This is a genomic window from Gordonia heveisoli, from assembly GCF_030315745.1.
GTDB lineage: Bacteria > Actinomycetota > Actinomycetes > Mycobacteriales > Mycobacteriaceae > Gordonia.
The window spans coordinates 101,624-127,638 of sequence record NZ_JASXSH010000001.1 but is presented as its reverse complement, the minus strand read 5'-3'; the positions used below and the strand labels follow the sequence as shown (position 1 = coordinate 127,638).

At 67.2% G+C, this 26,015-nt stretch carries 20 protein-coding genes and 1 pseudogene; 16 read left to right on the top strand and 5 right to left on the bottom strand.

Annotation, left to right across the window (positions count from 1 at the left end):
• Window positions 1–46: 46 nt before the first annotated feature.
• Window positions 47–1,533, bottom strand: a pseudogene (locus QSJ18_RS00535) (amidase).
• A 355-nt stretch (window positions 1,534–1,888) separates the two neighbouring features.
• On the opposite strand from QSJ18_RS00535, the gene QSJ18_RS00530 reads away from it, so the two are divergent.
• Window positions 1,889–2,851, top strand: a complete 963-nt coding sequence (locus QSJ18_RS00530; protein WP_286324221.1) for an alpha/beta hydrolase — start codon at window positions 1,889–1,891, stop codon at window positions 2,849–2,851.
• A gap of 331 nt (window positions 2,852–3,182) precedes the next feature.
• Here QSJ18_RS00530 and QSJ18_RS00525 read toward each other — a convergent pair whose 3' ends face one another.
• A complete protein-coding gene (locus QSJ18_RS00525) occupies window positions 3,183–4,637 on the bottom strand; it encodes a PorA family protein (protein ID WP_286324220.1) in 1,455 nt (484 codons plus the stop codon).
• A 115-nt stretch (window positions 4,638–4,752) separates the two neighbouring features.
• Window positions 4,753–6,117 (bottom strand): ABC1 kinase family protein, encoded by a 1,365-nt coding sequence (locus QSJ18_RS00520; RefSeq protein ID WP_286324219.1) that lies wholly within the window; start codon window positions 6,115–6,117, stop codon window positions 4,753–4,755.
• A 147-nt stretch (window positions 6,118–6,264) separates the two neighbouring features.
• On the opposite strand from QSJ18_RS00520, the gene QSJ18_RS00515 reads away from it, so the two are divergent.
• The 13 genes from QSJ18_RS00515 to QSJ18_RS00455 all read left to right on the top strand — a co-directional run bounded on the left by QSJ18_RS00515 (window position 6,265) and on the right by QSJ18_RS00455 (window position 21,621).
• Complete coding sequence (locus QSJ18_RS00515) at window positions 6,265–7,311, top strand: NAD(P)-dependent alcohol dehydrogenase (RefSeq protein WP_286324218.1); 1,047 nt, start codon at window positions 6,265–6,267, stop codon at window positions 7,309–7,311.
• A 157-nt stretch (window positions 7,312–7,468) separates the two neighbouring features.
• Entirely contained in the window at window positions 7,469–9,076 is a 1,608-nt protein-coding gene (gene nadB, locus QSJ18_RS00510) for an L-aspartate oxidase (RefSeq protein ID WP_286324217.1), read from the top strand.
• 125 nt (window positions 9,077–9,201) lie between these two features.
• The gene (locus QSJ18_RS00505) at window positions 9,202–10,182 is read left to right on the top strand and encodes a hypothetical protein (RefSeq protein WP_286324216.1); all 981 of its coding nucleotides are present in this window, start codon (window positions 9,202–9,204) and stop codon (window positions 10,180–10,182) included.
• Window positions 10,183–10,424: 242 nt separating this feature from the next.
• Window positions 10,425–10,718 carry a metal-sensitive transcriptional regulator gene (locus QSJ18_RS00500; RefSeq protein ID WP_286324215.1) on the top strand — a complete coding sequence of 98 codons (294 nt, stop codon included), beginning with the start codon at window positions 10,425–10,427 and terminating at the stop codon, window positions 10,716–10,718.
• 59 nt (window positions 10,719–10,777) lie between these two features.
• Complete coding sequence (locus QSJ18_RS00495) at window positions 10,778–10,981, top strand: heavy-metal-associated domain-containing protein (protein ID WP_286324214.1); 204 nt, start codon at window positions 10,778–10,780, stop codon at window positions 10,979–10,981.
• Window positions 10,982–10,990: 9 nt separating this feature from the next.
• Window positions 10,991–11,164 (top strand): hypothetical protein, encoded by a 174-nt coding sequence (locus tag QSJ18_RS00490; protein WP_286324213.1) that lies wholly within the window; start codon window positions 10,991–10,993, stop codon window positions 11,162–11,164.
• Between the two features lie 4 nt (window positions 11,165–11,168).
• A complete protein-coding gene (locus tag QSJ18_RS00485; protein ID WP_286324212.1) occupies window positions 11,169–13,460 on the top strand; it encodes a heavy metal translocating P-type ATPase in 2,292 nt (763 codons plus the stop codon).
• Between the two features lie 134 nt (window positions 13,461–13,594).
• Window positions 13,595–15,067 carry an FAD-binding protein gene (locus QSJ18_RS00480; protein ID WP_286324210.1) on the top strand — a complete coding sequence of 491 codons (1,473 nt, stop codon included), beginning with the start codon at window positions 13,595–13,597 and terminating at the stop codon, window positions 15,065–15,067.
• Window positions 15,068–15,209: 142 nt separating this feature from the next.
• A complete protein-coding gene (locus QSJ18_RS00475) occupies window positions 15,210–16,811 on the top strand; it encodes a molybdopterin-dependent oxidoreductase (RefSeq protein WP_286324209.1) in 1,602 nt (533 codons plus the stop codon).
• A 120-nt stretch (window positions 16,812–16,931) separates the two neighbouring features.
• Entirely contained in the window at window positions 16,932–18,458 is a 1,527-nt protein-coding gene (locus QSJ18_RS00470; protein WP_286324207.1) for a cutinase family protein, read from the top strand.
• 240 nt (window positions 18,459–18,698) lie between these two features.
• Window positions 18,699–19,805: a Re/Si-specific NAD(P)(+) transhydrogenase subunit alpha gene (locus QSJ18_RS00465; protein ID WP_286324205.1), complete on the top strand. Its 1,107-nt coding sequence runs from the start codon at window positions 18,699–18,701 to the stop codon at window positions 19,803–19,805.
• Window positions 19,805–20,110 (top strand): NAD(P) transhydrogenase subunit alpha part 2, encoded by a 306-nt coding sequence (locus QSJ18_RS00460; protein WP_286324204.1) that lies wholly within the window; start codon window positions 19,805–19,807, stop codon window positions 20,108–20,110. The genes QSJ18_RS00465 and QSJ18_RS00460 overlap by 1 nt, the downstream gene beginning before the upstream one ends.
• Window positions 20,107–21,621 (top strand): NAD(P)(+) transhydrogenase (Re/Si-specific) subunit beta, encoded by a 1,515-nt coding sequence (locus tag QSJ18_RS00455; protein WP_286324203.1) that lies wholly within the window; start codon window positions 20,107–20,109, stop codon window positions 21,619–21,621. Before QSJ18_RS00460 ends, QSJ18_RS00455 begins: the two co-directional genes overlap by 4 nt.
• Window positions 21,622–21,722: 101 nt before the next feature.
• On the opposite strand, the gene QSJ18_RS00450 is transcribed toward QSJ18_RS00455, so the two are convergent.
• Window positions 21,723–23,165, bottom strand: coding sequence for a carotenoid oxygenase family protein (locus QSJ18_RS00450; protein ID WP_286324202.1), 1,443 nt, complete (start codon window positions 23,163–23,165; stop codon window positions 21,723–21,725).
• 93 nt (window positions 23,166–23,258) lie between these two features.
• Between QSJ18_RS00450 and QSJ18_RS00445 the strand changes: the two genes are divergently transcribed.
• Both QSJ18_RS00445 and QSJ18_RS00440 read left to right on the top strand, forming a co-directional pair.
• Window positions 23,259–23,822: a TetR/AcrR family transcriptional regulator gene (locus QSJ18_RS00445; RefSeq protein WP_286324200.1), complete on the top strand. Its 564-nt coding sequence runs from the start codon at window positions 23,259–23,261 to the stop codon at window positions 23,820–23,822.
• 128 nt (window positions 23,823–23,950) lie between these two features.
• Window positions 23,951–24,940, top strand: a complete 990-nt coding sequence (locus QSJ18_RS00440) for a YdcF family protein (RefSeq protein WP_286324451.1) — start codon at window positions 23,951–23,953, stop codon at window positions 24,938–24,940.
• A 17-nt stretch (window positions 24,941–24,957) separates the two neighbouring features.
• Here QSJ18_RS00440 and QSJ18_RS00435 read toward each other — a convergent pair whose 3' ends face one another.
• Window positions 24,958–25,875 (bottom strand): alpha/beta hydrolase, encoded by a 918-nt coding sequence (locus tag QSJ18_RS00435; RefSeq protein WP_462475951.1) that lies wholly within the window; start codon window positions 25,873–25,875, stop codon window positions 24,958–24,960.
• Window positions 25,876–26,015 lie beyond the last annotated feature (140 nt).

Genomic DNA, 26,015 nt, shown 5'->3' with positions numbered 1-26,015 from the left:
GTCGGCATGCAGGTGAATCGCCGGGCGCCGATCGACCGTCCCGCGATCAGTACTGGATGTCGGCGTACCGGTGGAACCACGGCTGCGCCTGTTCCAGCTGTGCGGCCAGCGCGAGGAGGTCGCCGTCGGCACCCAGGCGTCCGACGAACTGCACACCCAACGGGAGGCCCGCGGCCGTCCAGTGCATCGGCACGCTGATCGCCGGTCGTCCGGTCAGATTCGCGAGCTGGGTATAGGGCACCCAACCGAGATTCTCGGTGATCAGGTCGTCCAGGATGCCGACCTTCGACAGCAACGCGCCACCACGCAGCTTCGCGATCACCCGCGACACGGTCTGCAGCAACCGTGGCGTCGTCATCGAGCCGATCGTCGGTGGCGGGGTGGCCAGCGTCGGGGTCAGCAGGAAGTCATGGTCGGCGTGGAAGGCGTCGAGCGACGTCACGTACTCGTTGACGTTGTTGAGGGCGGTGAAGGCGGCGACCACCCCGGCCGCCCGGCCCACCTCGCCGACCGCGAGGGTGTCCGCCTCGAAATCGCTGTCCCGTGCACCGGTCATCCTCCGGGCCTCGTCGATCTCGGTGGCCACCACCGCGAACCAGATGGTGAGGAAATCGCGGGCCAGCGCCGCATCGTCATAAGGCTGGGACACCTCTTCGACGTGATGGCCGAGACTCTCCAGGAGATGTGCGGTGTTGGTGACCGCGGCCACCGCCTCCGGATCCGGATTCGGGTTGATCGCCGAACCGATGTGGAACCCGATGCGCAGCCTGCGCGGTGCGGTGGTGATGACGGTCGAGAACGGGGTCGTCGGGGTCGGGGTCGGATACACCGACGACGGAGTCGGGCCGACCACTGCGTCGTAGATGGCCGCGGCGTCGCGCACCGTGCGGGTGAGCGCGCCCTGCACGGCCATGCCGAACATCGACTCCCCGGTGGCCGGGCCGAACGGCGCCAGCCCGCGGGTGGGTTTCAGGCCGACCAGCCCGTTGCAGGCCGCCGGGATGCGGATCGATCCGCCGCCGTCGTTCGCGCCGGCCGCCGGGACGATGCCCGCGGCCACCGCCGCGCCACTGCCACCCGACGATCCGCCGGGGAGTGGTCGGGATTCCACGGATTGCGTGCGGGACCCCACAACTCGGACTCGGTGATCCCCTTGGCGCCGAATTCGGGGGTGTTGGTCTTTCCGAAGATGACGAAGCCCGCGTCGAGGAACCGCTGGGTGATCGTCGCGTGTTCGGTTGCGATATGCCGGGCTCGCGACCTCGACCCGTAGGAGGTCGGGTACCCGCGGAACTCCTGCGCCAGATCCTTGATCAGGAACGGCACCCCGGCGAATGGGCCGCCCAGCTGCGGATCGGCGGCCTGCGCGTCGGCGCTCTCGTCCATCCGCAGCACGATCGCGTTGATCGTCGGGTCGGCCGCCTGCGCGCGCTGCCGGGCGACGTCGAGCAACTCGGTGGCGCTCACCTCGCCGCGGGAGACGAGCCCGGCGAGGGCGGTCGCATCGTGGGCCAGATACTCGCTGACGTCCATGCGTCGAGAGTAGAGCCCCGGGCCGTTCGTCGGCCGCCGATTACCGTTGGCCACCCAATCGGATAACGAAGAGATCGCGGCGGCTGCCGATGCGGCGCGACGTGATCGCAGACCGCCCGGACCGGACGTCGGGGTATGGGACGCGATGCTGGTCAGCTGTGTCGGCCGTACGTCGTATCCGGCTACGGGTCGGGCGCCGGTCATCGCGACAGCCTTTGCCGGAGTGTTATCGAGCCGTTACACTGCCTCTCGACGGGTTCACGCCCGGTCGGGGACCCATACAATCCCCTCTACGAAAGCTCTCGTAAGCGTGATGCCCCTGCCCGGGTAATCGAACACCGTGAGGAATTGACGAATGCTGACACGCGCCCGTAAGCGCCTCGTCGCCGGACTCGTAGGCCTGATGGCCGTGTCGGGTGCGACGGTGGCCGTCGCACCGGAGGCCGCCGCGGCCCGAGGCTGCACTGTTGAATACGTTCACTCGAACGCGATGCACAAGAACATCCCGGTGTGCATCGTCTCGGCAGGCGGAGGCGGCGGAAAGCCGACGCTGTACCTGCTCGACGGTCTGCGCGCCCCGAACAACACCAGCGGCTGGCTGCAGAACACCGACGTCGCGCGCTGGATGAACGGCAAGGGCACCAACGTCGCGATCCCGTTCGGTGGTGGCGGCAGCTTCTACACCGACTGGGAGCAGGTCGACCCGAAACTCGGCTTGAACCGGTGGGAGACCTTCCTGACTCGTGAGCTGCCCCGTTACATGGCCTCGCACCACGGCAGTGACAACCGTCGCAACGGCATCGCCGGCCTGTCGATGTCGGGCACCTCGGCGCTGAACCTCGCGTCGCGGCACCCCGGCTTCTACCAGGCGGTCGCCTCCTACAGCGGCTACCCGACCGTCACCATGCCCGGCTTCACCCAGGGCATCCAGGCCTCGGTCGCCGAGATGGGCGGCAACCCCTTCAACATGTGGGGCTTCTACCCGGCCGGTCAGTGGTTCGCCAACGACCCGTTCCTGAGCGCGGGCAACCTCGCCAACCACTACGTCTACGTGTCCGCGGGCACCGGCGTTGGCAGCAAGTACGATTCGTCGGTCAACCCGACCGCCCCGAACTTCGACCCGGTCAAGTTCGCGCAGATGATCCCGCTTGAGGTGGCCGCGTCCACCAGCAGCCAGCTGTACATCGGCCGCGTCGCGCTGGTGCCCGGCGTCAAGCTGACCACCCGGATCACCCCGGACGGCACGCACTGGTGGGATTACTGGCAGTCCGACTTCAAGCAGTCGTGGCGCACCACCTTCCGCCCCGCGTTCTTCTGATCCGCGGATAGCGCACAGTTTCATCAGCCAAGGGCCGGTGACCTACGGGTCACCGGCCCTTGGCGTATGTGGGCCACCGCGTCGGCGGGCCAGAGGGTGGTGTGCGCCTTCGTGACGCTCGCGTCCGGAGCAGGAGCAGGAGTAGGAGCCGGTAGCGGGGGCCTCGAAGTGTTGAGTACCGGACGCTCCGCTCGGAGTTGGGCGCTAATCAACAAGGCAGACGACATTCAGCAACGCATACGACATTCAGCAACGCATACGACGACGCCCCCGGCGGTCCTGATGAGGACTGCCGGGGGCGTCGTCGTATGCGGTCAGCCGGGCGCTGCGATCACTCCCCGGGCGGTGGGACCGAACGATGCCGGTAGGTCTGCGCCGCGGAATCGTCCGCAGGCCTGGAGACCGGACCGAATTCGTCGCCCGCGGACTGAGGTGCCACCCGCGGGATCTGCTCGGTCGGACGTTCCCACGGATCGGCCGGGCGCGCACCGGTGTCCGATGCGGGCTCGCCGGTATCGATGACACTGGTCGGGGCGGCTGCCTCCGGGGTGTCGACGATCCGCGTCGGCGAGTTGTCGGCGTCGGGACCGAAGGGACCCCCGTCGTCACCGTTTCCGCCGCCGCCGTTGCCGGGATCGTCGTCGCGGGTGTTCCGGCTGCCGCGCCACACGATCAGCGCCCAGGCGATGATCATCAGCGCACCGAGGATGCCGAGGATCAGCGGTAGCCAGAAGCCGCCGAGCTTGAGCAGACCCTTGTAGTGATCGGCTTTGTCGGCCTGGTTGGAGATGGTCTCGTCGCTCCACTGGAAGGTGGCCTTGAGGGCGTCCATCCGGAAGTCGCGCACGGGCTGCGGGGTGGCCTCGCTCTGGTCGGGCGAGCGGAAGTACTGGTGCTGGTCCTCGCGGCCGTTGACGATGGTGCCGGTCTCCGGCTCGACCCACACGTGGCGCGTCGCCGCGGCGAAACGGTGCATCGTGATCGGTGTCGTCGGCTTGATCCCCTTGCCGGTGATTCCCCACCAGCTGGCCGGCATCGTCAGCATGGTGCCGAGCGCGGCCTCACCCTGCGGGTTCTCCAGCTCCGACAGATCCTGCTCGGGGACCTTGCTCACGAAGTGATAGGTCTTGACGCCGTGGATGTCCTCCTCGCCGACGAACTCGGCGGGCGCATCCTGACGTGTGTTCAGGTCGTAGTAGTAGTACGCCTGCTTCTGCACGTCGAAGCCGAACTTGTACTGGAAACCCTTGCGCTGCCCCAGATCGACGGACACGCTGTCGACCGGCACCCCTTCGGGGGCGGCTTCCAGCTGCAGCTTGCTGACCGCACCGTCGGGCACCGAGGTGGTCCGATTGAGCGATACCCGGTCGATGGTCGCGGTGAGCAGACCGTCCTTGCAGGTGCGCTCCGCGCCGGCGGCCTCGACCGTCGGTTCGGTCTCGTTGCCCGCGGCATCCCGGGTCCGGTCGATGAGCACCGTCTGTGCCGACTGCACAGTCGCGCGGCGCTTGTCGGACGGATCTACGATCACCGATCGGCGCTGCTGGGTGAGGTGCGCATCGAGCACCTCCGCCTTCTTCGCCGACACCGAGCATCGATTGAAGATCACCGCCGGGAAGCGCTCGCCTGCGCTGTTGTCGGCGGGGACCGTCGTCGCGACGGACGTGATGTCCAAATCCAGTGGTACCACCCGTAGTTGTGGCACCAGCCACGACGGAATGGCGATGGCGGCGGCAACGAAGGCAACGCCGAAGAAAGCCAGCAGTGCTAGCCCGATACGTCTCATCTGTGACTCCTGTGAATCAGCTCAACGCCCCCACCCTACTGGGCAGTTGCGTCGACCCGTGCGTTGCATGCGACATCGACAGGTGTAGCTCAGGTTGGCGGCGCGGTCGGAGGATTCAGGGTGCCCGCCGACGGTCGCGTTCGGCCTCCTTGAGAATGCCTGCCATATAGCCGTAGATCTCCGGATCCGACATCGCCTTCCAGCGGGGGGCCAGTAACTTCATGTACTTCTCGACGTAGAGCAGCTGTTTGCCGACCAACACCAGCTCGCGGGGGAGCCGCGCGTCGTGGGCCTTCGCGACGGCAGCGAGCTGGCGGCCCAGATCGGTGTAGGACATCGCCGCCATCTCGGTCGACGACAGCGGTGCGGTGACCTTCTTGATGTCGGCGCCACCGGCCGCGCTCGATCCCGGGTTGTGTACCGCGCCGAGGAGGAAGATGCCGCGGCCCGCGGCCTCGTAGTCGTTGCGGACGATGAGGTCGACGACCAGCTGGCGGAGGATGCGGCGGGTGCGCGGGGTGAATCGTCCGACGATCCCGAAGTCGAGCAGCACCAGCCTGCCCTGATCGTCGACGAGAACGTTGCCCGCATGGAGGTCACCGTGGAACAAGCCGCCGTGGAACGCCGATTCCAGCAGCGACAGCAGCAGATTGCGGCACAGCGCCACCCCGTCGTGTCCGGCCGCACGGACCGCGTCGGCGTCGTCGATGCGGATGGCGTCGATACGTTCCATGGTCAGCACGCGGGCGGTGGTGTAGTCGGTGTGGACCCTGGGCACCCGGACACGGCTGCCGAACGGGCCGTCGCGCAGACAGTCGTACCACTCGGCCATGGCGTCGGCCTCGGTGCGGAAGTCGAGTTCGCCGTCGAGTCCGGACGCGAAATCCTCGACGACGTGCCGCGCGCTGAGCATCCGGCCGTACTCGGAGATCTCGGCGAGGCCGGCCAGACGTTCCAGGATGGCGACATCGGGGGCCAGGCGTTCGGCGATGCCGGGGCGTTGGATCTTGACGACGACCCGGGTGCCGTCGGCGAGCGTTGCGGTGTGGACCTGGGCGATCGAAGCCGACGCGATCGGTACCGGATCGAAGGTGGCGAATACCTGCTCGGGCGGACGGCCGAGTTCGGTGGTGAACACCTCGCGGATGGCGGTTTCGTCCGCCGGAGACACCCGGTCGAGCAACGATTCGAACTCGCCGGACAGGGTTTCGGTGAACACGCCGGGACTCGACGCGATCAGTTGCCCCAGTTTCACGTAGGTCGGGCCGAGATGTTCGAAGGTGGTTCGCACCTCGTGCGCGGCGCGCTGTTTGCTGGGACCCCGACCATCGAAGGCGTCGGTGACGGTGTGCAGCAGGTATCGGCCGACGCCCGCTGCCGCGTGGGCCCCGGTCATCCCGAAGCGGGTGATCTCGTCGAACGGGGACACCGGCGCAAGCCGTGCCCGCCGGCCGTCGTCGACCGAACTGTGGATCGTCACCGCGAGCCAGTCTAGGCGATCGGGCGCCGGTACCGGCTGGTGTGATTGGCTGGTGAAGTCGGCCGGTCGTCGGTTCGCCGACGATCCGGTGGCCGAGTTCGATCAGATCCGACGCCAACCAGTCATGACGCAAGTCACGGAGGACCCATGCCCAACACGGTGCACGCCTATATCGCCACCGCGGCCGACGCGCCGCTGTCCCCGGCCACCATCGAACGCCGGGATCCGGGGCCGCACGACGTCGTCATCGACATCGCCTTCGCCGGGATCTGCCACTCCGACATCCATACCGCGCGCGGCGAGTGGGGGCGGACGAACTTCCCGGTCGTACCCGGTCACGAGATCGCGGGCACGGTGTCGGCGATCGGTCCGGAGGTCACTCGGTACGTGGTCGGCGATCGGGTGGGCGTGGGTTGTTTCGTGGATTCGTGCCGCGAATGCGAGCCGTGCCTGCAGGGGGAGGAACAGTACTGCGTGGCCGGGAACACCGGCACCTACAACGCGATCGGCCGCGACGGACTGCCGACCCACGGTGGCTACAGCCAGACGATCGTCGTCGACGAGAATTATGTGTGCGCGATTCCCGAGGGGATCGACCTCGACGTCGCCGCACCACTGCTGTGCGCAGGCATCACCTTGTATTCGCCGTTGCGTCACTGGAACACCGGCCCAGGTAAGAAGGTCGCGATCATCGGTCTCGGCGGGCTCGGACATATGGGGGTGAAGTTGGCCCACGCGATGGGTGCGGAGGTCACCGTCCTGTCCCAGTCGCTGAAGAAGATGGAGGACGGCCTGCGCCTGGGTGCCGACCACTACTACGCCACCAGCGACCCGGACACCTTCAAGGCGCTGCGCAACGAGTTCGACCTGATCCTCAACACGGTGTCGGCGAATCTCGACCTGAAGCAGTACCTCGGTCTGCTCGCGATCGATGGCACGCTCGTCGAGCTGGGCCTGCCCGAACACCCGATCGAGGTGCCTGCGTTCGCGCTGGTGGCCAATCGTCGGAGCTTCGCAGGCTCGATGATCGGCGGGATCGCGCAGACCCAGGAGATGCTCGACTTCTGCGCTGAACACGGCATCGGCAGCGAGATCGAGGTCATCGCCGCCGACGCGATCAACGACGCGTACGACCGGGTCGTCGCCAGCGACGTCCGCTACCGCTTCGTCATCGACGCGGCGACGTTGGCCTGAGCCACTTCCGGGCCGCAAGCAATCGCCTCTCGTGTGTGGGGCTCCGGGGAGGTAGGGTTTTCGACTGGGAATCGAAAACGCGTCGTCGGCGTTGTGCCGAGCGTCGTGATTCCCGAGTCGTGATCCGTCAGCGGGTCTCGGTGGAGAGGTGGGCGAGATGACATCGGACAACTCCGACGGCACGGTCACCCGGGCTGACTTCGTGGTGGTCGGCGCCGGCGTCGCGGGATTCACCGCCGCATTGGCGGCGGCTGAACGCGGCTTGTCGGTGGTGGTGCTGAACAAGGGTCCGCGTTGGGATTTCGATCGTGCCGAACAGTCGACGGCCACCTTCTATGCGCAGGGCGGAGTCGCCGCGGTGCTGCCCGGGGTTGTCGAGGACTCGGTGGACCTGCACCTGTCCGACACGGTGGCCGCCGGCGGTGGGCTGACCGATCCGGTCGCCGCCCGGCCGATTCTCGCCGACGGTTGGCCCGCGGTGGCCGAGCTGATCGATCTCGGCACCCACTTCGATCGCGGAGCCGACGGTGACCTGCTGCGGACCCGTGAAGGCGGGCATTCGGTCCGGCGGATCGTGCACTCCGGCGGCGACGCGACCGGTGCCGCCATTCAGCGTTCGCTGTCGCGCGCGGCCGGCGCCACCTCGACGATCGACTGCCGCGACGACGCGACGGTGACATCGGTGATCCTCGACGGCGGGGTCTGCGTCGGCGTCACCTACCTGAGTGCCGGGCGGCGCCACGCGGTGTTCGCGCCGTCGGTGCTGTTGGCCACCGGCGGTGCAGGACAGCTGTATGCGGCGACGACGAATCCGGCGGGGGCCAGTGCCGACGGCATTGCGCTGGCGCTGCGCGCGGGTGCGGTGGTCGCCGACCTCGAGTTCATCCAGTTCCACCCGACGATGCTCTTCACGCCCGGTGTGCGTGGTCGGCGCACGCTGATCTCGGAGGCGGTCCGCGGCGAGGGTGGCAGGCTCGTCGACGTCGACGGCGCGTCGGTGACGGCGGGAGTGCATCCGATGGGGGATCTGGCGCCCCGCGATGTGGTGGCGAACGCGGTCGAGACGGCGATCGAACGCACCGGCCATCCGTGCGTCTATCTCGACGTCGGTGCGGTCGACGACTTCGCGCGGCGATTCCCGACCGTCGGCGCGGGGATCGCGGCCGCCGGGGTGGAGATCGGTGATGGCCGGATCCCGGTGGTGCCGGGTGCCCATTACCTGTGCGGCGGTGTCGTCACCGACGAGGACGCGCGGACGTCGGTGCCGGGTCTGCTCGCCGCGGGTGAGGTTGCACGTACGGGACTGCACGGTGCCAACCGGTTGGCCTCGAACAGTCTGCTCGAAGGTCTGGTCATGGGCAGGCGCGCGGCTCGGACGGCATGTCTGCGGCGCGCGGAACCGGTCGCCGACCTCGCACCCGCGGCGGAACTCCCGGCGACGGTATTACCGCGGACCCGGCTCCAGGATCTGATGTCGCGGTTCGTGGGATTGCGCCGGAACGCGGCCGGGCTGCGACAGGTCGCCGAGGAGATCGCGGGCGCACCGCTGACGGTGATCGCCGACGGCGTCGCGGTCGAGGATGCATCGCTCACGCTGACGGCCACCGCGGTGGTCGCGGCGGCGACGGCCCGCGCCGAGTCGCGCGGATCGCATAATCGGACCGACCATCCGCACACCGATACGATCGGCACGTCGCGGATGTTCCGGCTCGTGGACGGCGTGGTCGCCGAGCAATCGCCGGTGGTGATCGGACCCGGTGGATAGGGCCGGTTCCGGCGTGTCGACCCCGCGCGCCGGAGAACTGTGACGCGCTGTCGGGTTTGCGGGTGGAAACGTGGCGTTCGGCTTCGTAGACTGACGCCGGGAATCTTCGTGGGAGGAGTCATCTGATGAGCGGCGAAGGATGTTGGTCGACGGTGGTGTGTCGGCCGGCTGAGCGCGTCGCACTCGGGCTCCCCGACGACGCTGCCTGGCTATTGCAGTGCCGGCTGGCACTGGGCCATGGCGGCAACCATGCCACCGATGCCAGCGCGCATCCCCGCCACGACCGTCGACTCTGGCTGGAGTGGAACGACGTCGACCTGCAAGCTCAGTCGCTGATCGAACGCAATCCCTGCCCGGTGGTCTCGGGTGAGGGCGCCCGCTGCCTGTTCTTCGCCGGCCATGGCGGTCTGCACTTCTATGCGCGGACGAACGGTCACGCACCGGCGATGTCGGCGCCGAATTCCGCGGCGAGTGGGCTACTTGCGCAGCCGCCTCGGCCTGCTCCGCCCGCCGGCCCGCCGCCCCCGAGTCAGCCGCCCCAGAGTCAGCCGTCACTTCCGAATCGACCACCGACGGGCACCGGCCCGTATCCGACCGGACTGGGCGGCGTGCCGAATCAGCCGGGATCGAATCAGCCTGGGGTGAATCAGCCCGGGTCGAACCCCGGCCGTCCACCCACCGGTCCCCAACAACGTCCCGAGTTCCAGCAACGCCCCGAGCCCCAGCATCGCCCTGAGCCTCAGCATGCGGATCCGCAGGTTGTCGCCGGAGGGCATCACGCGGCACCGGATCAGTCGGGGCCGGTGCAACCGCCGGCGGACCAGCGTCGTGGCGGTCACCGCTCGCCGGAGACTGGCCCCGCGCTCGAAGCCGACTACCAGGGACGCCGTCGACGTCCGGATGCGTCGGGGTCGACTGCTGCCGAACCTGTTGCTGCTGATGCGATTGCCGCCGAACCTGTTGCGGCGGCGGCGCCCCAGGAGTCGGCATCGCCTGTGGTACCGCCGCTCGGGCACGACCCCGAGCGTGATGCGCGGATCGCGGCAGCACTCGACGACCTGGCCGCGGTGGTGGCCCGGATCGCCGCGATTCTGCGTGAACGCTGATCGGCCTGTGTGGTCCTGATAGTTGGCGGCTGACGCACTCCGTCGGCCGAAACTAGCCGACCGAAAGTAGGGGACGACTCTTCTTCCCCGACGTTCCGTTCTTCCCCCGGTTGCACCCGGAGGAAGAACGCAAAAGTGGGGGACGAACCGTCGCTCCAGGTCACTACTCGTCTTATACCCTAGGGGGGTAGCGTTTCAGGACTTCGGGGTGTATACCAGTAGGGGGTATGAAAGGCGGGGCTATGGAGCACCACAACCACGGCTACATCGGCCGCAAGGACGACTACTTGCGACGGCTGCGTCGTATCGAAGGGCAGGCGCGGGGGCTCCAACGCATGGTGGAGGAGGAGTCGTACTGCATCGACATCCTCACTCAGGTCTCGGCCATGACCAAGGCCTTGCAAGCCGTCGGGCTGGGACTGCTGTCCGAACATATGCAGCACTGCGTGATGCACGCTGCGCAGGAGAGCGACGCCGCCGGACAGGCCAAGATCGACGAGGCGATGGCCGCGATCGAACGACTCGTCAAATCCTGATCGACAACCAAAGCCGATGGCAACCAACGGTTGTCGAAGCATCCGGGAAGGGAATTCATATGACCGTCGCAACCTACACCGTCACCGGGATGACCTGCGGACACTGCGCCGCATCCGTCCGTGAGGAGATCGAGGAGATCACGGGCGTGACCGACGTCGCGGTCTCCGTGGACACCGGCGCCGTCGAGATCACCAGCGATCGCGAAATCGATCGGGCGCAGGTCGCCGCCGCGGTGACCGAGGCCGGCTATCGGCTGGTGTAAGGACCCGACATGAAAATGGCAGCCGGCTATCTCGTCGTGCTGGTCGCGGCTTTCGGCATCGCGTTCGGGGCCGGATATGCGGGGGGGCCGGACACCGAACCGGCGCCACATCCGGAGATGTCACACACCACCGACGTGCCCGCCCCGGTGTCCGAGACATCGCATGACCACCATGAAGGGTGAGCACATGACGACCGAACAGATTGCGGTCGACCTCGACATCGATGGGATGACCTGCGCCTCCTGCGCCAATCGCATCGAGCGCAAGCTCAACAAACTCGACGGTGTGACGGCGTCGGTCAACTATGCCACTGAACGTGCGCACGTACAGGCGCCCTTCGGTATCGGAGCCGAGGATCTGATCGAGGTGGTCCGGGCCGCCGGCTACGACGCCACCCCGATCGGGGGTCCCGACGATCGGGCGGGCGGAACCGAATCCGGAAGTCAGGCAGGACAATCCACGGCCGACCGGGAACTCGATGCGCTTCGGCAGCGGCTGATCGTCTCCGCCGTACTGACTGTGCCGGTGATCGCGATGGCGATGATCCCGGCCCTGCAGTTCGACAACTGGCAGTGGCTGTCGCTGACCCTCGCGGCGCCCGTGGTGGTGTGGGGTGCGTATCCGTTCCATCGCGCGGCCGCGATCAACCTCCGACACGGGGCCACCACCATGGACACCCTCGTGTCGGTGGGGACGCTCGCGGCATTCGGCTGGTCGCTCTACGCCTTGTTCTTCGGCAGTGCGGGCGAGACCGGCATGACGCACGGGTTCGATCTGCTCCCGCAGCGGGCGGACGGATCCGCGCAGATCTACCTGGAGGCGGCGGCCGGGGTCACCACTTTCCTGCTGGCCGGACGCTACTTCGAGAAGAGGTCCAAGCGTCGCGCGGGCGATGCGTTGCGGGCGCTGATGGATCTCGGTGCCAAAGATGTCGCGGTCCGACGTGCCGGCGCCGAAATCCGGATTCCCATAGACCAATTGGTGGTCGGTGACGAGTTCGTCGTACGTCCCGGCGAGAAGATCGCCACCGATGGTGTCGTCGTCGACGGTGCGTCGGCGGTGGATGCCTCGATGGTGTCGGGTGAATCGGTCCCGGTCGAGGTGACGGCGGGTGATCCGGTCGTCGGCGCGACGGTCAACACCAGTGGTCGCCTGATCGTCCGGGCGACGGCGGTCGGCTCGGACACCACCCTCGCGCAGATGGCCGCGATGGTGACGGCCGCGCAGGAGGGCAAGGCCGACGTGCAGCGTCTGGCCGACCGCATCTCGTCCTTCTTCGTTCCCGTGGTCATCGCGATATCGGTTGCCACTCTGGGTTTCTGGCTGGGTGTGGCGGCGGGCAACGGCATGGACGGCGGTGATGTGACCTTCGCGTTCACCGCGGCGGTCGCAGTACTCATCATCGCCTGCCCCTGTGCTCTCGGACTGGCCACGCCGACCGCGCTGATGGTCGGCACCGGTCGCGGTGCGCAGCTGGGCATCCTGCTCAAGGGTCCCGAAGTCCTCGAGACCACACGTCGTGTAGACGTCATCGTGCTGGACAAGACCGGTACGGTCACCACCGGCGACATGACGCTCACCGCGGTCCATGCGGCCGACGGTCACCGCGACGACGAGATCCTGCGTCTGGCCGCAGCGGTGGAGAGCGCCTCCGAGCACCCCGTCGGTGCCGCGATCGTTCGTGCGGCCCAAGATGCTTCAGATCGTGACGGAGAAGGCGTGCTACCGGACGTCGTCGACTTCACCGCGATGCGCGGCGTCGGGGTGTCGGGTTCGGTGCTCGGGCGTCGGGTCCGCGTGATCGCACCCGCACATGCCGACACCGACCTGCCCGGGCAGCTCGCCGAGGAGGTCGCGATCGCGCAGGACCGGGGCGGCACCGCTGTCGTCGTCACCGTCGACGACGACCCGGTGGGAGTGCTGGTGGTCGGCGACCGGATCAAACCGTCCTCGGCATCGGCGATCGCCGAGTTCCGTCGGTTGGGTCTCACGCCCAGGTTGCTGACCGGTGATAACGAAGGCGCCGCCCACTACGTCGCGGCTCAGGTCGGTATCGACGACGTGACCGCGGGCGTCAGCCCGGAGGCCAAGTTGCAGACCATCAAAGATCTGCAGGCGCAGGGTCATTCGGTCGCCATGGTTGGCGACGGCATCAACGACGCAGCTGCGTTGGCGCAGGCCGATCTGGGTCTGGCGATGGGCACCGGTACCGATGTGGCGATCGCGGCGAGTGACCTGACCGTCGTCAGTGGCGACCTGCGCGTGGTCGGCGACGCGATCCGGCTGGCGCGTAGGACGCTGGGCACGATTCGCGGGAATCTGTTCTGGGCCTTCGGCTACAACGTCGCGGCGATCCCGCTCGCGGCTGCCGGCATGCTCAACCCGATGATCGCGGGAGCGGCGATGGCGTTGTCGTCGGTCTTCGTCGTCGGCAACAGCCTCCGGCTGCGCCGCTTCTCCTCGACCGCGGCGGGTTGAGGAGTAGCCGGCGGGCGGAGCGAGCTCGTCGTGCATCGAAGCCACGGTGGCCGATCGGTGCAATCGGCCCTGGTCGGCAGGCAAGTCGGACAGATGTCTAGAACACGTTCTAGTTTTTCGCTATCGTGAGGCCTATGGCACCCAGTACCGACATCCCGGATACCGTCTCGCTCGATTCCGTGTCCGAATTCTCCGACGAGGTCGACGTGGTCGTCGTCGGCTTCGGAATCGCGGGCGGATGCGCCGCCGCGGAGGCCGCCGCGCATGGCGCGAAAGTCCTGCTCATCGAGCGTGCGGCCGCCGCGGGCGGGACGACGTCGCTCTCCGGCGGGTTCTTCTACCTGGGTGGTGGGACGGCGGTGCAGACCGCGACCGGTTTCACCGACAGCGTCGAGGAGATGGAGAAGTATCTGACGGCGACGTCGGTGGATCCCGAACCGGAGAAGATCCACGCCTACTGCGCCGACAGCGTCGAGCATTTCAACTGGATCGAGGCTCTCGGCTTCCAGTTCGAGCGCAGCTACTACGGCGAGAAGGCGGTGATCTCCCCGGGCACCGAATGCCTGATGTTCACCGGCAACGAGAAGGTGTGGCCGTTCAAGGACATCGCCACGCCCGCCCCTCGTGGACACAAGGTCCCCGTTCCCGGCGATACCGGTGGTGCCGCGCTGGTGATCGAGAAGCTGGAGAAACGGCTCGCCGAACTCGGCGCCGAGGTCCGCTACGACACCGGAGCCCGCCAACTCGTCGTCGATGCGGACGGCAACATCGCCGGTGTGGTGTGGAAGCGACCCGGTGAGGAGGGGGTCATCAAGGCGCGCTCGGTGATTCTCGCCGCCGGTGGCTTCGTGATGAATCCCGAGATGGTCGCCGAGAACACGCCGCATCTGGCGGAGAAGCCGTTCGTGCTGGGCAACACCTACGACGACGGACTGGGTCTGCGGATGGGCCGGTCGGTGGGCGGTGAACTCAAGCATATGAACGAGGCATTCATCACCGCCCCGATCTACCCGCCGGCCAGCATGGTCACCGGCGTGATCGTGAACAAGGAGGGTGAGCGGTTCGTCACCGAGGACTCCTACCATGCCCGCACGTCGGGATTCGTTCTGGAGCAGACGGATTCGTCGGCCTATCTGATCGTCGACGAAGCCCATATGAGTCCGGAACGCAACTACCTGGTGCCGCTGATCGACGGCTGGGAAACCATCGAGGAGATGGAGCGCGACCTCGGTATCCCCGAGGGCAAGCTGGTCGCCACACTGGCCCGATACAACGAGAATGCTGCTCGCGGCGAGGATCCCGACTTCCACAAGTCGACCGACTACCTCCAGGCCCAGGACACCGGGCCGTGGGCGGCCTATGACCTTTCGCTGGGCAAGGCAATCTACGCGGGCTTCACCATGGGCGGACTGTCCACCACGGTCGACGCCCAGGTACGAAACGAATCGGGCACGGTGATCGAGGGCCTGTACGCGGCGGGTGCATGTGCGGCGAACCTCGCCCAGGACTGCAAGGGCTACGCGAGTGGCGTGCAGCTGGGCGAAGGGTCGTACTTCGGTCGCCGGGCCGGGCGTCACGCCGCCGCGAAGGTCGCGCAGCCGAGCTGACGGCTCGGGCCGGAACGTACCCACCCGTCCCGGGCGGTTGTCGAAGCAGGGTCACGAGGGACCGGCCCCGACGGTGTCCGACATTCGGCGGAATCCGCGGCGCGAACGGCTACGGCCAGGGATTTCGGCGTATCAAGGAGTGATGAAGACCTCCGGACCGACCGCCATCCGCGCGGCGTGTGCGGGTGCGGCCGGAGTGATCGCGGTGGGGTCGGCGCTGGCCGCGGGGGAACTGGCGGCGGTCGCCGTGTCTCCCGACGCGTCGCCGTATTTCGCGGTCGGGTCGGCGGTCGTGGACCGGACCCCGGATGGGGTGCGGGAGTGGGCCATCACCACGTTCGGGACCAACGACAAGGCCGCGCTGTTCATCGGTATGGGGGTGGCGATCGTCCTCCTCGCGGTCGGTAGTGGTCTGGCGCAGTGGCGTCGTCCGCCGGCCGGGTCGGTGGTGATCGGGGGATTCGCGGTCGTCGGTGCGGTCGCCGCACTGAACCGGCCGACCGCGGTATGGACCTACGCGGTGCCGTCGGTGATCGCGGGCATCGTCGGCATCGTCGTTCTGCAGACGCTCGTCGGGATGCTTCCCGTTCCCCACGCGGATCGCACCAGGGACGAGCGCGATACCCGGCCGGACGGCGACGTCGAGTCCGACCCGGCTCCCGAAGATCACCGCGTGGTGGTGCCGCGCCGCTTCGTCCTGGCGGCCGGCGGCGTGGTGGCGGCCGCCGCGGTGCTGGGCGGCATCGGTCGGCGTCTGCTCGCCGACACCTCGCGCACTCTCGCCGATCGTGCGCACCTCGTCCTGCCCCGTCCGGCCCGGCCCGCGCCCCCGATCCCGCCGGGTGTCGACCTCGCGGCCGACGGCGCGAGTTCCTTCGTCACCTCGAACGCCGACTTCTATCGCATCGACACCGCACTCCAGGTTCCGAAGCTGACGACCGGCGACTGGTCGCTGCGCATTCACGGCATGGTCGACGAGGAGATCACCGTCACGTGGGACGAACTCGTCGCCATGCCGATGGTCGAACGATTGGTCACGCTGACCTGTGTGTCCAACGAGGTCGGTGGCGATCTGATCGGCAACGCGCGCTGGCTCGGCGTGCCGATGAAGGTCTTGCTCGATCGGGCTGGGGTTCGCCCCGGGGCCGACATGCTCCTGTCGACCAGTGCGGACGGCTGGACCTGCGGTACCCCGGTGTCGACGATCATCGACGGCCGGGACGCCATGCTCGCGATCGGGATGAACGGCGAACCGCTGCCCATCGAGCACGGATATCCGATCCGTCAGGTGATCCCGGGTCTCTACGGCTATGTGTCGGCGACGAAATGGGTTGTCGATTGGGAGATCACCCGGTTCAGCGAGTCGTCGGCCTACTGGACCTCCCGCGGATGGTCGGCACTGGGGCCGATCAAGCTGGCCTCGCGGATCGATCGGCCGGGGAACGGGTCTAGTCGTCGGGCGGGGGACGTCGTCGTCGCCGGGAGTGCGTGGGCGCAGCACACCGGGATCGCGCGCGTCGAGGTTCGTATCGATGAGGGCCCATGGCAGCAGGCCGAACTGGCCGTCGACTACAGCGACGACACCTGGCGGCAATGGCGGTACGTCTGGCCGGCGACGAAGGGCGACCACACCGTGGAATGCCGAGCCATCGACAAGGCCGGGCACGCTCAGGTCGAGGACATCGCCGCGCCCGCGCCCGACGGCGCGACCGGCCTCGACGGCCGTAGCTACACGATCACCTGAACGGACGAAAACGGCCGGTTCGCCCTGCCCGCGTGGCCCGCGACCGGCGATGATGTCGTCATCGTCGAGCCGTCGGTCCCTCCGGCCGCCGACGACCGTATGCGTCGAAGGTGGTATCCCATGCGTCGTCTGGTCCTGATCGCTGCGATGGCGTTGGCCGGCGCACTGTTCGTCGCGCCGAGTACACCGGCCCGGGCGGTCGCTGCCGACGGTGGTGTCATCGCGACGCCGAGCGTAGCGGCAAGCGCGGCGTCATCGGTGCCGGTATCCGCGACGCCGGTGTGGATGCTCCCCCTGCACAACGCCGACGGCGATGTGGTGATCCTGATCCCCGGGACGACCGACTACGACGGCGCCGACCAACTCGGCCGGACGCGCGACATCGGGCTGTTCGGCACCGACCCCGCTGACCGGCCGGCGATCCGGATCGTCGACTACCCCGGTGCCTTCGGTTTTCGGATCGGGCGGTTCCCCGTCGACCTCGTCGGGGAGGGGACCTACAACGATTCGGTGGACATCGGCACGCGCAAGGCTGTGGCCGCGGTCGAGGCGGCCTACGACCCGACGAAACCGGACCAGAAGATCGTGATCAACGGGTACTCGCAGAGCGCCCCGGTCGCGATGAACGCGGCGCTGATGATCAAGGACCGGGGCAACGTCCCACTCGACCGAATCGTCGTGGTGATCGGTGCCGACTCCCGCTTCCCGAATACCGGGGTGGAGAACGTCCTCCCGAGCTTCGTCCCCGGGCTCTACACAAACGGGGATCGTGATGCGGCCGATCTGGATGGCATTCAGGTCTATTCGTACTGTGTGCGCGGTGACTCCGCTTGTGGCATCGGCAATCCGCTGGTCCACCCGGTCGCGACGATCTTCTATCTACTCCCCGGTTTCTACTTGCACGGCAGCCTCAACGACCAGATCAACGAATACGAGATCGTGCGCGAATGGGATGACGGCAGCACCCACTACGTCGTGTACGACGGCGGCAACCCGTGGGGAATGATGTTGCGGGACCTGGGGATTCCGGTTCCCGAGGAGGTGGACGATATCGTCGACGCCCTCATTCCGGTGCCGATGCCGGGGGAGCAGGCGACGATCGCCGGGCATCCGGTTCCGACGCCGCGTGAACTTCAGGTGGCGCTCTACGCGGTATTCGGTGCGCGGGTACCGGTCACCGACCCCGACGTCGACTCCGATACCCGCGCATCGATGGCCGACGAACACACCCCAGACGACTCGATCCCGGCCACCGAACCAGGGCCGGGTGTCGCGGTTATCGCCGGCCGTTCGACACCGGTCGCCGAAGCGACGCCGCCCGATCCGGCCGCATCTGATGGCGGCGGCGCCACCGAAACAGACCCGGCCGACTCGCCCGACGCTGAGGCCGAGCCTGACGTCGAATCCGAATCCGGGGACGGCGCCGACTCCGAACGCGCCCTCGACTCGGACCCCACCGACGCAAACCCCACCGAAAGCAACCCCACCGAAAGCAACCCCACCGAAACCAACCCCACCGAATCGAACCCTGGCCCGGCGGATGCTGATGCCGGTACCGGTCACCGCGCCGGATCGGGTGCCGACACCGACGCCGACGGTGGAGATGGCAGCGATGGTGACGGGGGCGACTCGTCGGACAGCGACTGACCCAGCCGATTGGACAACTGACTGGACAACTGTCCAATCTGATGATTTCCTAGGGGTCAAGGGAAACGTGACCAACCCGACAGGGTCGGTTATGGCTTCTGAGGTCATGCTATGTTCGTCGGACGTTTTTGTGACCCGGGCGACAAACTGCTGCCCGGCGCGGCGTGACGCGGCCCGTGAACCCCGGCCTCCCCGGCCAGGTGACGCGGGCCGTGCTGCAACCAGGACAAGGTGAGAAAAATGAGTGTGGGTGTCGTGCGTGAGGCGGCCCCGGGTGAGCGGCGTGTTGCGCTCGTGCCGAAGGTGGTCGCCACACTTGTTGGCAAGGGCGTGGCCGTCACGGTCGAGTCGGGTGCCGGTTTGGGGGCGTTGATCCCCGATCGGGCATACACCGAAGCGGGTGCGACGATCGGTGATCCCTATGCCGCGGATGTGGTGCTGCGTGTCGCGCCGCCGTCGGATGAGGAGATCGCGAAGCTGCGCCGCGGGCAGAAGCTGATCGGTTTCCTTGCCCCGCGTAATGCCGACAACAAGATCGGCGCGTTGGCCGATGCCGGTGTCGAGGCGTTCGCGGTAGAGGCCATTCCCCGTATTTCGCGTGCTCAGGTGATGGATGCGCTGAGTTCCCAGGGCAACGTCTCTGGCTACAAGTCGGTCGTCGTGGCTGCGGATCTGTCGACGCGGTTCTTCCCGATGCTGACGACTGCGGCGGGCACGGTGAAGCCGGCGACGGTGCTGGTGCTCGGTGTCGGTGTGGCCGGGTTGCAGGCGCTGGCGACCGCGAAGCGGCTCGGTGCGCGGACGACCGGTTACGACGTTCGGCCCGAGGTTGCCGAGCAGGTGCGTTCGGTCGGCGCGCAGTGGCTGGATCTGGGTATCGACGCTGCCGGTGAGGGTGGGTACGCACGTGAGCTCACCGATGCCGAGCGCGCGCAGCAGCAGCAGGCGCTGGAAGAGGCCATCAAGGGTTTCGATGTGGTCATCACGACCGCGTTGGTGCCGGGGCGTCCGGCGCCGCGTCTGGTGACCGCGGCCGCGGTCGAGGGTATGAAGCCGGGCAGTGTGGTTGTCGACCTGGCCGGTGAGACGGGCGGCAACTGTGAGTTGACCGAGCCGGGGCAGACCATCGTCGTCCACGACGTGACGGTCACCTCGCCGCTGAACCTGCCGGCCACGATGCCGGAGCATTCCAGCGAGCTGTACGCGAAGAACCTGTATGCGCTGATCGAGTTGATGCTCGGCGAGAACGGGGAGATCATCCCCGACTTCGACGATGAGGTGATCGCCGCTGCCTGCGTCACGCGCAGCGTGGACGACCAGCGTGCCGGTGAGGAAGGTGGAGCCTGATGTATACGGGTCTGTTGGCGAATGTGGCGATCCTGGTGCTGGCCGGGTTCGTGGGTTTCGCGGTCATTTCCAAGGTTCCCAACACCTTGCACACCCCGCTGATGTCGGGGACGAATGCCATCCACGGCATCGTCGTGCTCGGTGCGCTGGTGGTGCTGGGTTCGCTGCCCTCGGACGCGTCCTGGGGTGTGCGGATCATCGGGTTCATCGCGTTGATCTTCGGAACGCTCAACGTCGTGGGTGGTTTCGCGGTCACCGATCGCATGCTCGGCATGTTCAAGGGTAAGAAGGAGGCCGTGAAGTGAACGGCGCTGTGCTCAATCTGGCCCTGACCTCGTCGGGGCAGGAGTCCGAGGCGCTCGGTTACGGCGTCACTGTGCTCTACATCGTGGCGTTCTCGCTGTTCATCTACGGTCTGATGGGTCTGACCGGGCCCAAGACCGCGGTGCGGGGCAACTGGATCGCGGCCGCCGGTATGGGGTTGGCGATCGTGGCGACGCTGCTGTCGGTGTACAACAACCCGCCGGACGCCGATGGCGTTCCGACCATCAACTGGGTGCTGATCGCGGCCGGTCTGCTCATCGGTGTCGTGCTGGGTATCCCGCCGGCCCTGAAGACCAAGATGACCGCGATGCCTCAGCTGGTGGCGTTGTTCAACGGTGTCGGTGGTGGCACGGTCGCGCTGATCGCGTGGGCGGAGTACATCGAGTCCGACGGGTTCACCGCGCTGCACGAGCAGCCCGATGTGCATGTGATCGTCGGGTCGCTGTTCGCGGCGATCGTCGGTTCGGTGTCGTTCTGGGGTTCGCTGGTGGCGTTCGCCAAGCTGCAGGAACTGCTGAACAAGAACCTGGAGAAGGCGTTCGTCAAGGCGGCCAAGCTGTTCCAGCTGGCCAACATCATCCTGGCGATCGCGGCGGTCGCGATCGCGGTCTACATCGGACTCAACGCCGACTCGACCGAGGCCACGCCGTGGTGGGCGATTGTGGCGTTGCTGGTGATCGCAGGTCTGATGGGCTTGTTCGTGGTGTTCCCGATCGGCGGCGCGGATATGCCGGTGGTCATCTCGCTGCTGAACGCTCTCACGGGTCTGTCTGCGGCGGCGGCCGGTCTGGCGCTCAACAATCAGGCCATGATCGTGGCCGGCATGATCGTGGGTGCGTCGGGCTCGATCCTGACCAACCTGATGGCCAAGGCGATGAACCGGTCGATTCCGGCGATCGTATTCGGTTCCTTCGGTGGCGGCGATGACGTCGCGGCCGGTGGACCCGGCGGTGCCGGCGGCACGGTGAAGGCCACCTCGGCCGCCGACGCCGCGATCCAGATGGCGTACGCCAACCAGGTGATCGTGGTGCCCGGATACGGGTTGGCCGTGGCGCAGGCCCAGCATGTGGTCAAGGAGATGGCCTCGTTGCTGGAGGACAAGGGTGTCGAGGTCAAGTACGCGATTCACCCGGTCGCCGGTCGTATGCCCGGCCATATGAACGTGCTGCTGGCCGAGGCGGATGTGCCATATGACGCGATGAAGGAGATGGATGACATCAACGGCGAGTTCAGCCGGACCGATGTCGCCATCGTGATCGGCGCCAACGACGTCACGAATCCGGCCGCGCGTAACGATCCGTCCTCGCCGATTCACGGTATGCCGATCCTCAACGTCGACGAGGCGCGTTCGGTGATCGTGCTGAAGCGGTCGATGTCGTCGGGTTACGCAGGCATCGAGAACCCGTTGTTCTTCGGTGATACCACCTCGATGCTGTTCGGTGATGCGAAGAAGTCCGTCGACGCCGTCGTCGAGGAACTCAAGGCGTTGTAGTCGCGGAACACACGGGTAACGACAACTCGGGCCGCCGACCGTCATGGTCGGCGGCCCGCAGTCGTCGTTGGGGTCCGCAGTCGTCGTCGGGGTGGTGGCGGTCAGCGAGATGCGAAGGCGCCGTGGAAGGTCATCGGCACATGGTGGCGCAGGTTCGCCACCGCGACCGGACCGGCGGCCGGATCGTCGGCGCGCAGCACGATCACCCGTGAGCGTGCCCGGTGTGACTGGTGTTCGATGGACAGCAACCAGCCCCGACCTTCGTCGACGGATTCCGGATCCGGCGCGAACAGCGGTTCGCAGATCGTATCTCCTTCGGCCGCGACGTAGCGGTTGATGCGGCCGCTGCGATGGTCGACGGTGGCGATCGAATCCGGATCACCGCCGGGTCGGGACGCCTCCGCGAGATACGTGACCGCGTGTCCGCGGGTGGCGTGCCGGGGATCGAGTTGCGGGAACTCGCACCCGCGATCGTTGAGTGGTTCCTCGGTGATCCGTCCGGTGCGGGTGTTGATCCGTAGCCGTGTCAGGGTGCCGCCGAAGGCCGGACCCGCATTGTCCCGGTAATCGTGCAGATGCCTGTTCCATGCCGGCCAGCCGCGGCTCGGATCGTGTTTGACGATCTCGACCACGGTCTCGCGGTCCGCGGGGCGCTCGTAGGCGTTGGTGACGTGGAAGTGGAACAGCGCGTCGTATTCCAGCGTCACCGGCGGACGACCATCGCGCGGGACGAGGACTATCCGCGTGCCGAGCTCCGGGCGGTAGGTGAGTGCATCGTCAAAGGGCCTGAGCCCCAGTGCGACCGGAATGGGGCGGTGGACGACGAGCGGTCCGAGGACGAACACCATGTGGTCGGTGGTCAGCGCGAAATCGTGGATGAAGCCGAGGTGGGGGAGCGGGAAGGTGGCGACGCTGTGCAGGGTGCGCCGGGCGTCGAGCCGGTAGCAGCGGATCATCGGCCGGGGAAAGAAGTCGAGACCGAAGTTGAACACGTCGCCGGTCGACGGGTCGGTCTTCGGGTGGGCGGAGAACGCGCCGAGTCGTTTCAGTGCGCCACCGAAGGATTCGGGTCCGTCGGTGGCCAGGGTGGCCGCGTCCAGTCGATGCGGCCGGCCACCCTCCCAGAGACTGTAGAGCTTCTCGGCGTGGACCAGCACATTGGTGTTGGCCATGTTCGCCGGGAAGCGGAGCGCGTTGGCGAGTGCTCCTCCCGCGCGTTGGGTGCCGAATCCACGTGGCGGACAGCCGGTGTCGTTGGCCTTCAGGTAACTCCGGGTGCGGACGTAGCGATTGCGGAAGGTCACCGAATCGTCGGTGAACTCAATCCGCGACACCATGCCGTCACCATCGAAGATGTGCCCGATCGGATGGCCGCCGACGTGGAATCGTCCTGGACCGATGCGATACAGGACGCCGCGGAGGCCGTCGGGGACGGCGCCCTCGATGTCGTCGACGGTGTAGTCGTACTCCTCCGGCTGTGAATCCCAGGGTGACGCGCCGCCGGTATCTGCGACGGTCGAGGCTGACTGTTCTGCGACGCTCATCGCCCTACTGTCGCACAGTTGAGACAGTAGAGGCAGTATTGTCTCAATAGCCTCACTGCGAAGTGACTGTCCGCTCGCGATAATCTGTCCTCCATGGCGCGCGATGAAGACTTGGCTGCAGCCGCTCGTGCGGTCATTCGCAAGGTCGGTGTCGGCGCGCTGACCCTGGCCCGGGTTGCGCAGGAGGCCGGCATCAGCCGGGCCACCATCTACCGCCGGTTCTCGTCCCGGCAGCACCTGATCGACGCGCTGGTGGCCGACGAGCTCGATGCCCTCGAACGTGTTGTGCTGGAACGGCTCCGCTTCTCCGACGACCCGCATGAGACGGTGGTGATGCTGGTCCGTGAGGTGCTACACCATCTGGCGGGCAACGACGCGCTACAGTCCGCGCTCAAGATCGACGGCGCCCTCCTGCTGCCGTGGCTCATCCGCCGCGGGGACGGTGTCACGCTCGTCGACATCGTCACCGCTCGCGCGCTCGGTTACGTCGAGGACTCGCCGCTGGAGACCACGCTGAGACCGGATTCGAAGACCGCGGTCGAATTCATGGTGAGTGCCGTCTATGCCGACATGCTGTCCCCGGCGAAGTATGTCTCGCACGCACAACTCGCCACGTACATCGCCGACGCCATCGTGGGCCATCGGTCCACCGACTGAGGGCGACTCGAATCTGCTTATCCGAATCGACGTTACGTAGTTGAAATCGGACGGCGGCCGAGGTGTTGTCATTACAATCTACTGTTACGCAAGTGACTCCTGTGGCTCGTGTGAGGCGATTCAAGTGGATGGCGGCCGCGACCATCGGCGCCGCGGCGATCGGCGGCGGTGTCATCGGCACCATGCCTGCGCTGACCTCCGCCGGACCGGATGTCGTGCGCGCGGCCGATGCGCTCGATTCGACGGCGCTCTACAACGAGGCGCAGGCGAAGTTCGCGGCGGGTGACGTACCCGGTGGCCTCGCCTCGCTCAAGAAGGCCATCGACGTGGCGCCGGCCGATGCGCAAGCCCTTGCCCTGCAGGTGGTCTGGGCGGATCAGGCCGGCGATGCGGCGACCGGTCGGTCGGCGCTACGCAGGCTGTCGTTGATGAATCCGGCACTGGCGACGACGGCCCGCAACATCGTCGATGGTGTTGCGAACGCGGCCGCGATCGTACCGGATGTGTCGCCGAAGGCGGTGTCGGGCAACGTCGCCATCGTCGTTCTCGGTTACGGGCTCAACGGCAACGGCACGATGGCCAACGAACTGGTCCGGCGTGTGACGGCCGGTCGCGCGCAGGCCGAGTTGACCAGTGCGGCACCGGTCGTCGTCACCGGTGGGGCACCGAAAAAGGGCGTGACCGAGGCCGCGGCGATGCGCAAGTGGCTCGTCGAACACGACGTCGCGGACAGCCGGATCCTGGTGGAGGACAAGTCGGGGTCGACGGTGGCCAATGCGCAGAACACTGCCGCGATCCTCGCCGGCCGAGGCATCCGCGACATCGTCCTGGTCACCTCGCCCAACCACATCCGCCGCGCGGCAGCCGATTTCGCGGCCACCGGCCTTCGGGTGGTGCAGACGGTGACCACACCCACCGAACTGTCGAAGTACGCCGCGCCACTGCCGAAGGAGCGTCAGTCGGGGATTCGCCTGGAGGCGACCAGGACCGCACGAATCCCGGCCACCCGCACAGCGGGGATACCGCTGCCGCAGAATCTGCCCGATCCCGGTCCGGGTCTCATTCCGGAGATCGGCAGCAAGCTGATCGAAATTCTCGGAACCGGATCGTCGAACTGATCCGGCGTGGGCGACACTCAGTCGCCGATGCGCGCACCGATCCATGCCTCGATGTGCTGGCGCGCCGCGGCAGCCATCGCCGTCGGATGACCGGTGAAACCATGAGGCGACGCCGGATAGACGCGCATCGTCACGTCATTGCCTGCCTCGGCCAGTCGCTCTGCCATCGCGAGGTTGTCCTGCAGTAGGACATCGTCCGCACCGACGGACAGGAGGGTCGGTGGCAGTCCGCTCAGTTCCGCGAAGACCGGGGAGATGTCGGCGACGGTCCGATCCTCGGTGTCGCCGAGATATGCCTGGAGAAAATACTCATCCGCGATCAGACGGCCCGCGGGGGTGGTGCCACTGAGGTCATAGGTGCCGAACTGAAGTGCTGCCCCGGCGATCTGGGCCGTGAGACCTCGCGCGCGTAGGCGGAGGAGGGTGGTCATCGCGAGGGTCGCGCCGGCCGAGGAGCCGCCGACCACGATGCGGGAACAGCCGAAGCGCGCCTGCGCATGGCCGAGTAGCCATCGAGCGACCGTCGCGCAGTCCTCAGTCGCGGCCGGCCACGGATGTTCGGGAGCCAGCCGGTAGTCGACGCCGACCACGACGAGTTGATGTACCTCGGCGAGCGCTCGCGCGCCATCATCGCCGTCGGCTGCGGCGCCTACGTAGAAGCCGCCGCCGTGGAGATCGAGGTAGACGCCGCGTGGACGGTTGGCCCGTGGCGTCAGGATGCGGATAGGCACCGCGTGCCCATCCACCTCGGCCATGCCGGTCACGGCATGGGGGTCGTGCGAGGCGATACGAGTTGCGCGTTGTGCCCGGACTTCCAACAACTCCGCAAAGCTCTGCGGTCCGCGCATTGTGGGCCGTGTCGCGTAGAAGGCGCGTGCCTGATCGATATGCGGTAGCAGGGACTCGTCGACGAAATCGTCAGCGCGCATGGTCACCGACCAACCTTAGCGTCAGTGCGATTCGCGCGATGGGTTCGCTACTGAGGCTACGTAAAGCTCTGTCGAGGTTGGGGATTGGCGGTGTTGAGGATTTGCGGCCAGGTCGGGTCGATTCGTGGGTGTGGCGCATGCGAGGT

Coding starts and splice junctions, on each gene's coding strand:
- QSJ18_RS00440 (WP_286324451.1), top strand. CDS start 23,951: ATGGCGGCCGCGACCATCGGCGCCGCGGCGATCGGCGGCGGTGTCATC.
- QSJ18_RS00505 (WP_286324216.1), top strand. CDS start 9,202: ATGAGCGGCGAAGGATGTTGGTCGACGGTGGTGTGTCGGCCGGCTGAG.
- QSJ18_RS00490 (WP_286324213.1), top strand. CDS start 10,991: ATGAAAATGGCAGCCGGCTATCTCGTCGTGCTGGTCGCGGCTTTCGGC.
- QSJ18_RS00495 (WP_286324214.1), top strand. CDS start 10,778: ATGACCGTCGCAACCTACACCGTCACCGGGATGACCTGCGGACACTGC.
- QSJ18_RS00485 (WP_286324212.1), top strand. CDS start 11,169: ATGACGACCGAACAGATTGCGGTCGACCTCGACATCGATGGGATGACC.
- QSJ18_RS00530 (WP_286324221.1), top strand. CDS start 1,889: ATGCTGACACGCGCCCGTAAGCGCCTCGTCGCCGGACTCGTAGGCCTG.
- QSJ18_RS00515 (WP_286324218.1), top strand. CDS start 6,265: ATGCCCAACACGGTGCACGCCTATATCGCCACCGCGGCCGACGCGCCG.
- QSJ18_RS00470 (WP_286324207.1), top strand. CDS start 16,932: ATGCGTCGTCTGGTCCTGATCGCTGCGATGGCGTTGGCCGGCGCACTG.
- QSJ18_RS00475 (WP_286324209.1), top strand. CDS start 15,210: ATGAAGACCTCCGGACCGACCGCCATCCGCGCGGCGTGTGCGGGTGCG.
- QSJ18_RS00460 (WP_286324204.1), top strand. CDS start 19,805: ATGTATACGGGTCTGTTGGCGAATGTGGCGATCCTGGTGCTGGCCGGG.
- QSJ18_RS00480 (WP_286324210.1), top strand. CDS start 13,595: ATGGCACCCAGTACCGACATCCCGGATACCGTCTCGCTCGATTCCGTG.
- QSJ18_RS00465 (WP_286324205.1), top strand. CDS start 18,699: ATGAGTGTGGGTGTCGTGCGTGAGGCGGCCCCGGGTGAGCGGCGTGTT.
- nadB (WP_286324217.1), top strand. CDS start 7,469: ATGACATCGGACAACTCCGACGGCACGGTCACCCGGGCTGACTTCGTG.
- QSJ18_RS00500 (WP_286324215.1), top strand. CDS start 10,425: ATGGAGCACCACAACCACGGCTACATCGGCCGCAAGGACGACTACTTG.
- QSJ18_RS00525 (WP_286324220.1), bottom strand. CDS start 4,637: ATGAGACGTATCGGGCTAGCACTGCTGGCTTTCTTCGGCGTTGCCTTC.
- QSJ18_RS00450 (WP_286324202.1), bottom strand. CDS start 23,165: ATGAGCGTCGCAGAACAGTCAGCCTCGACCGTCGCAGATACCGGCGGC.
- QSJ18_RS00445 (WP_286324200.1), top strand. CDS start 23,259: ATGGCGCGCGATGAAGACTTGGCTGCAGCCGCTCGTGCGGTCATTCGC.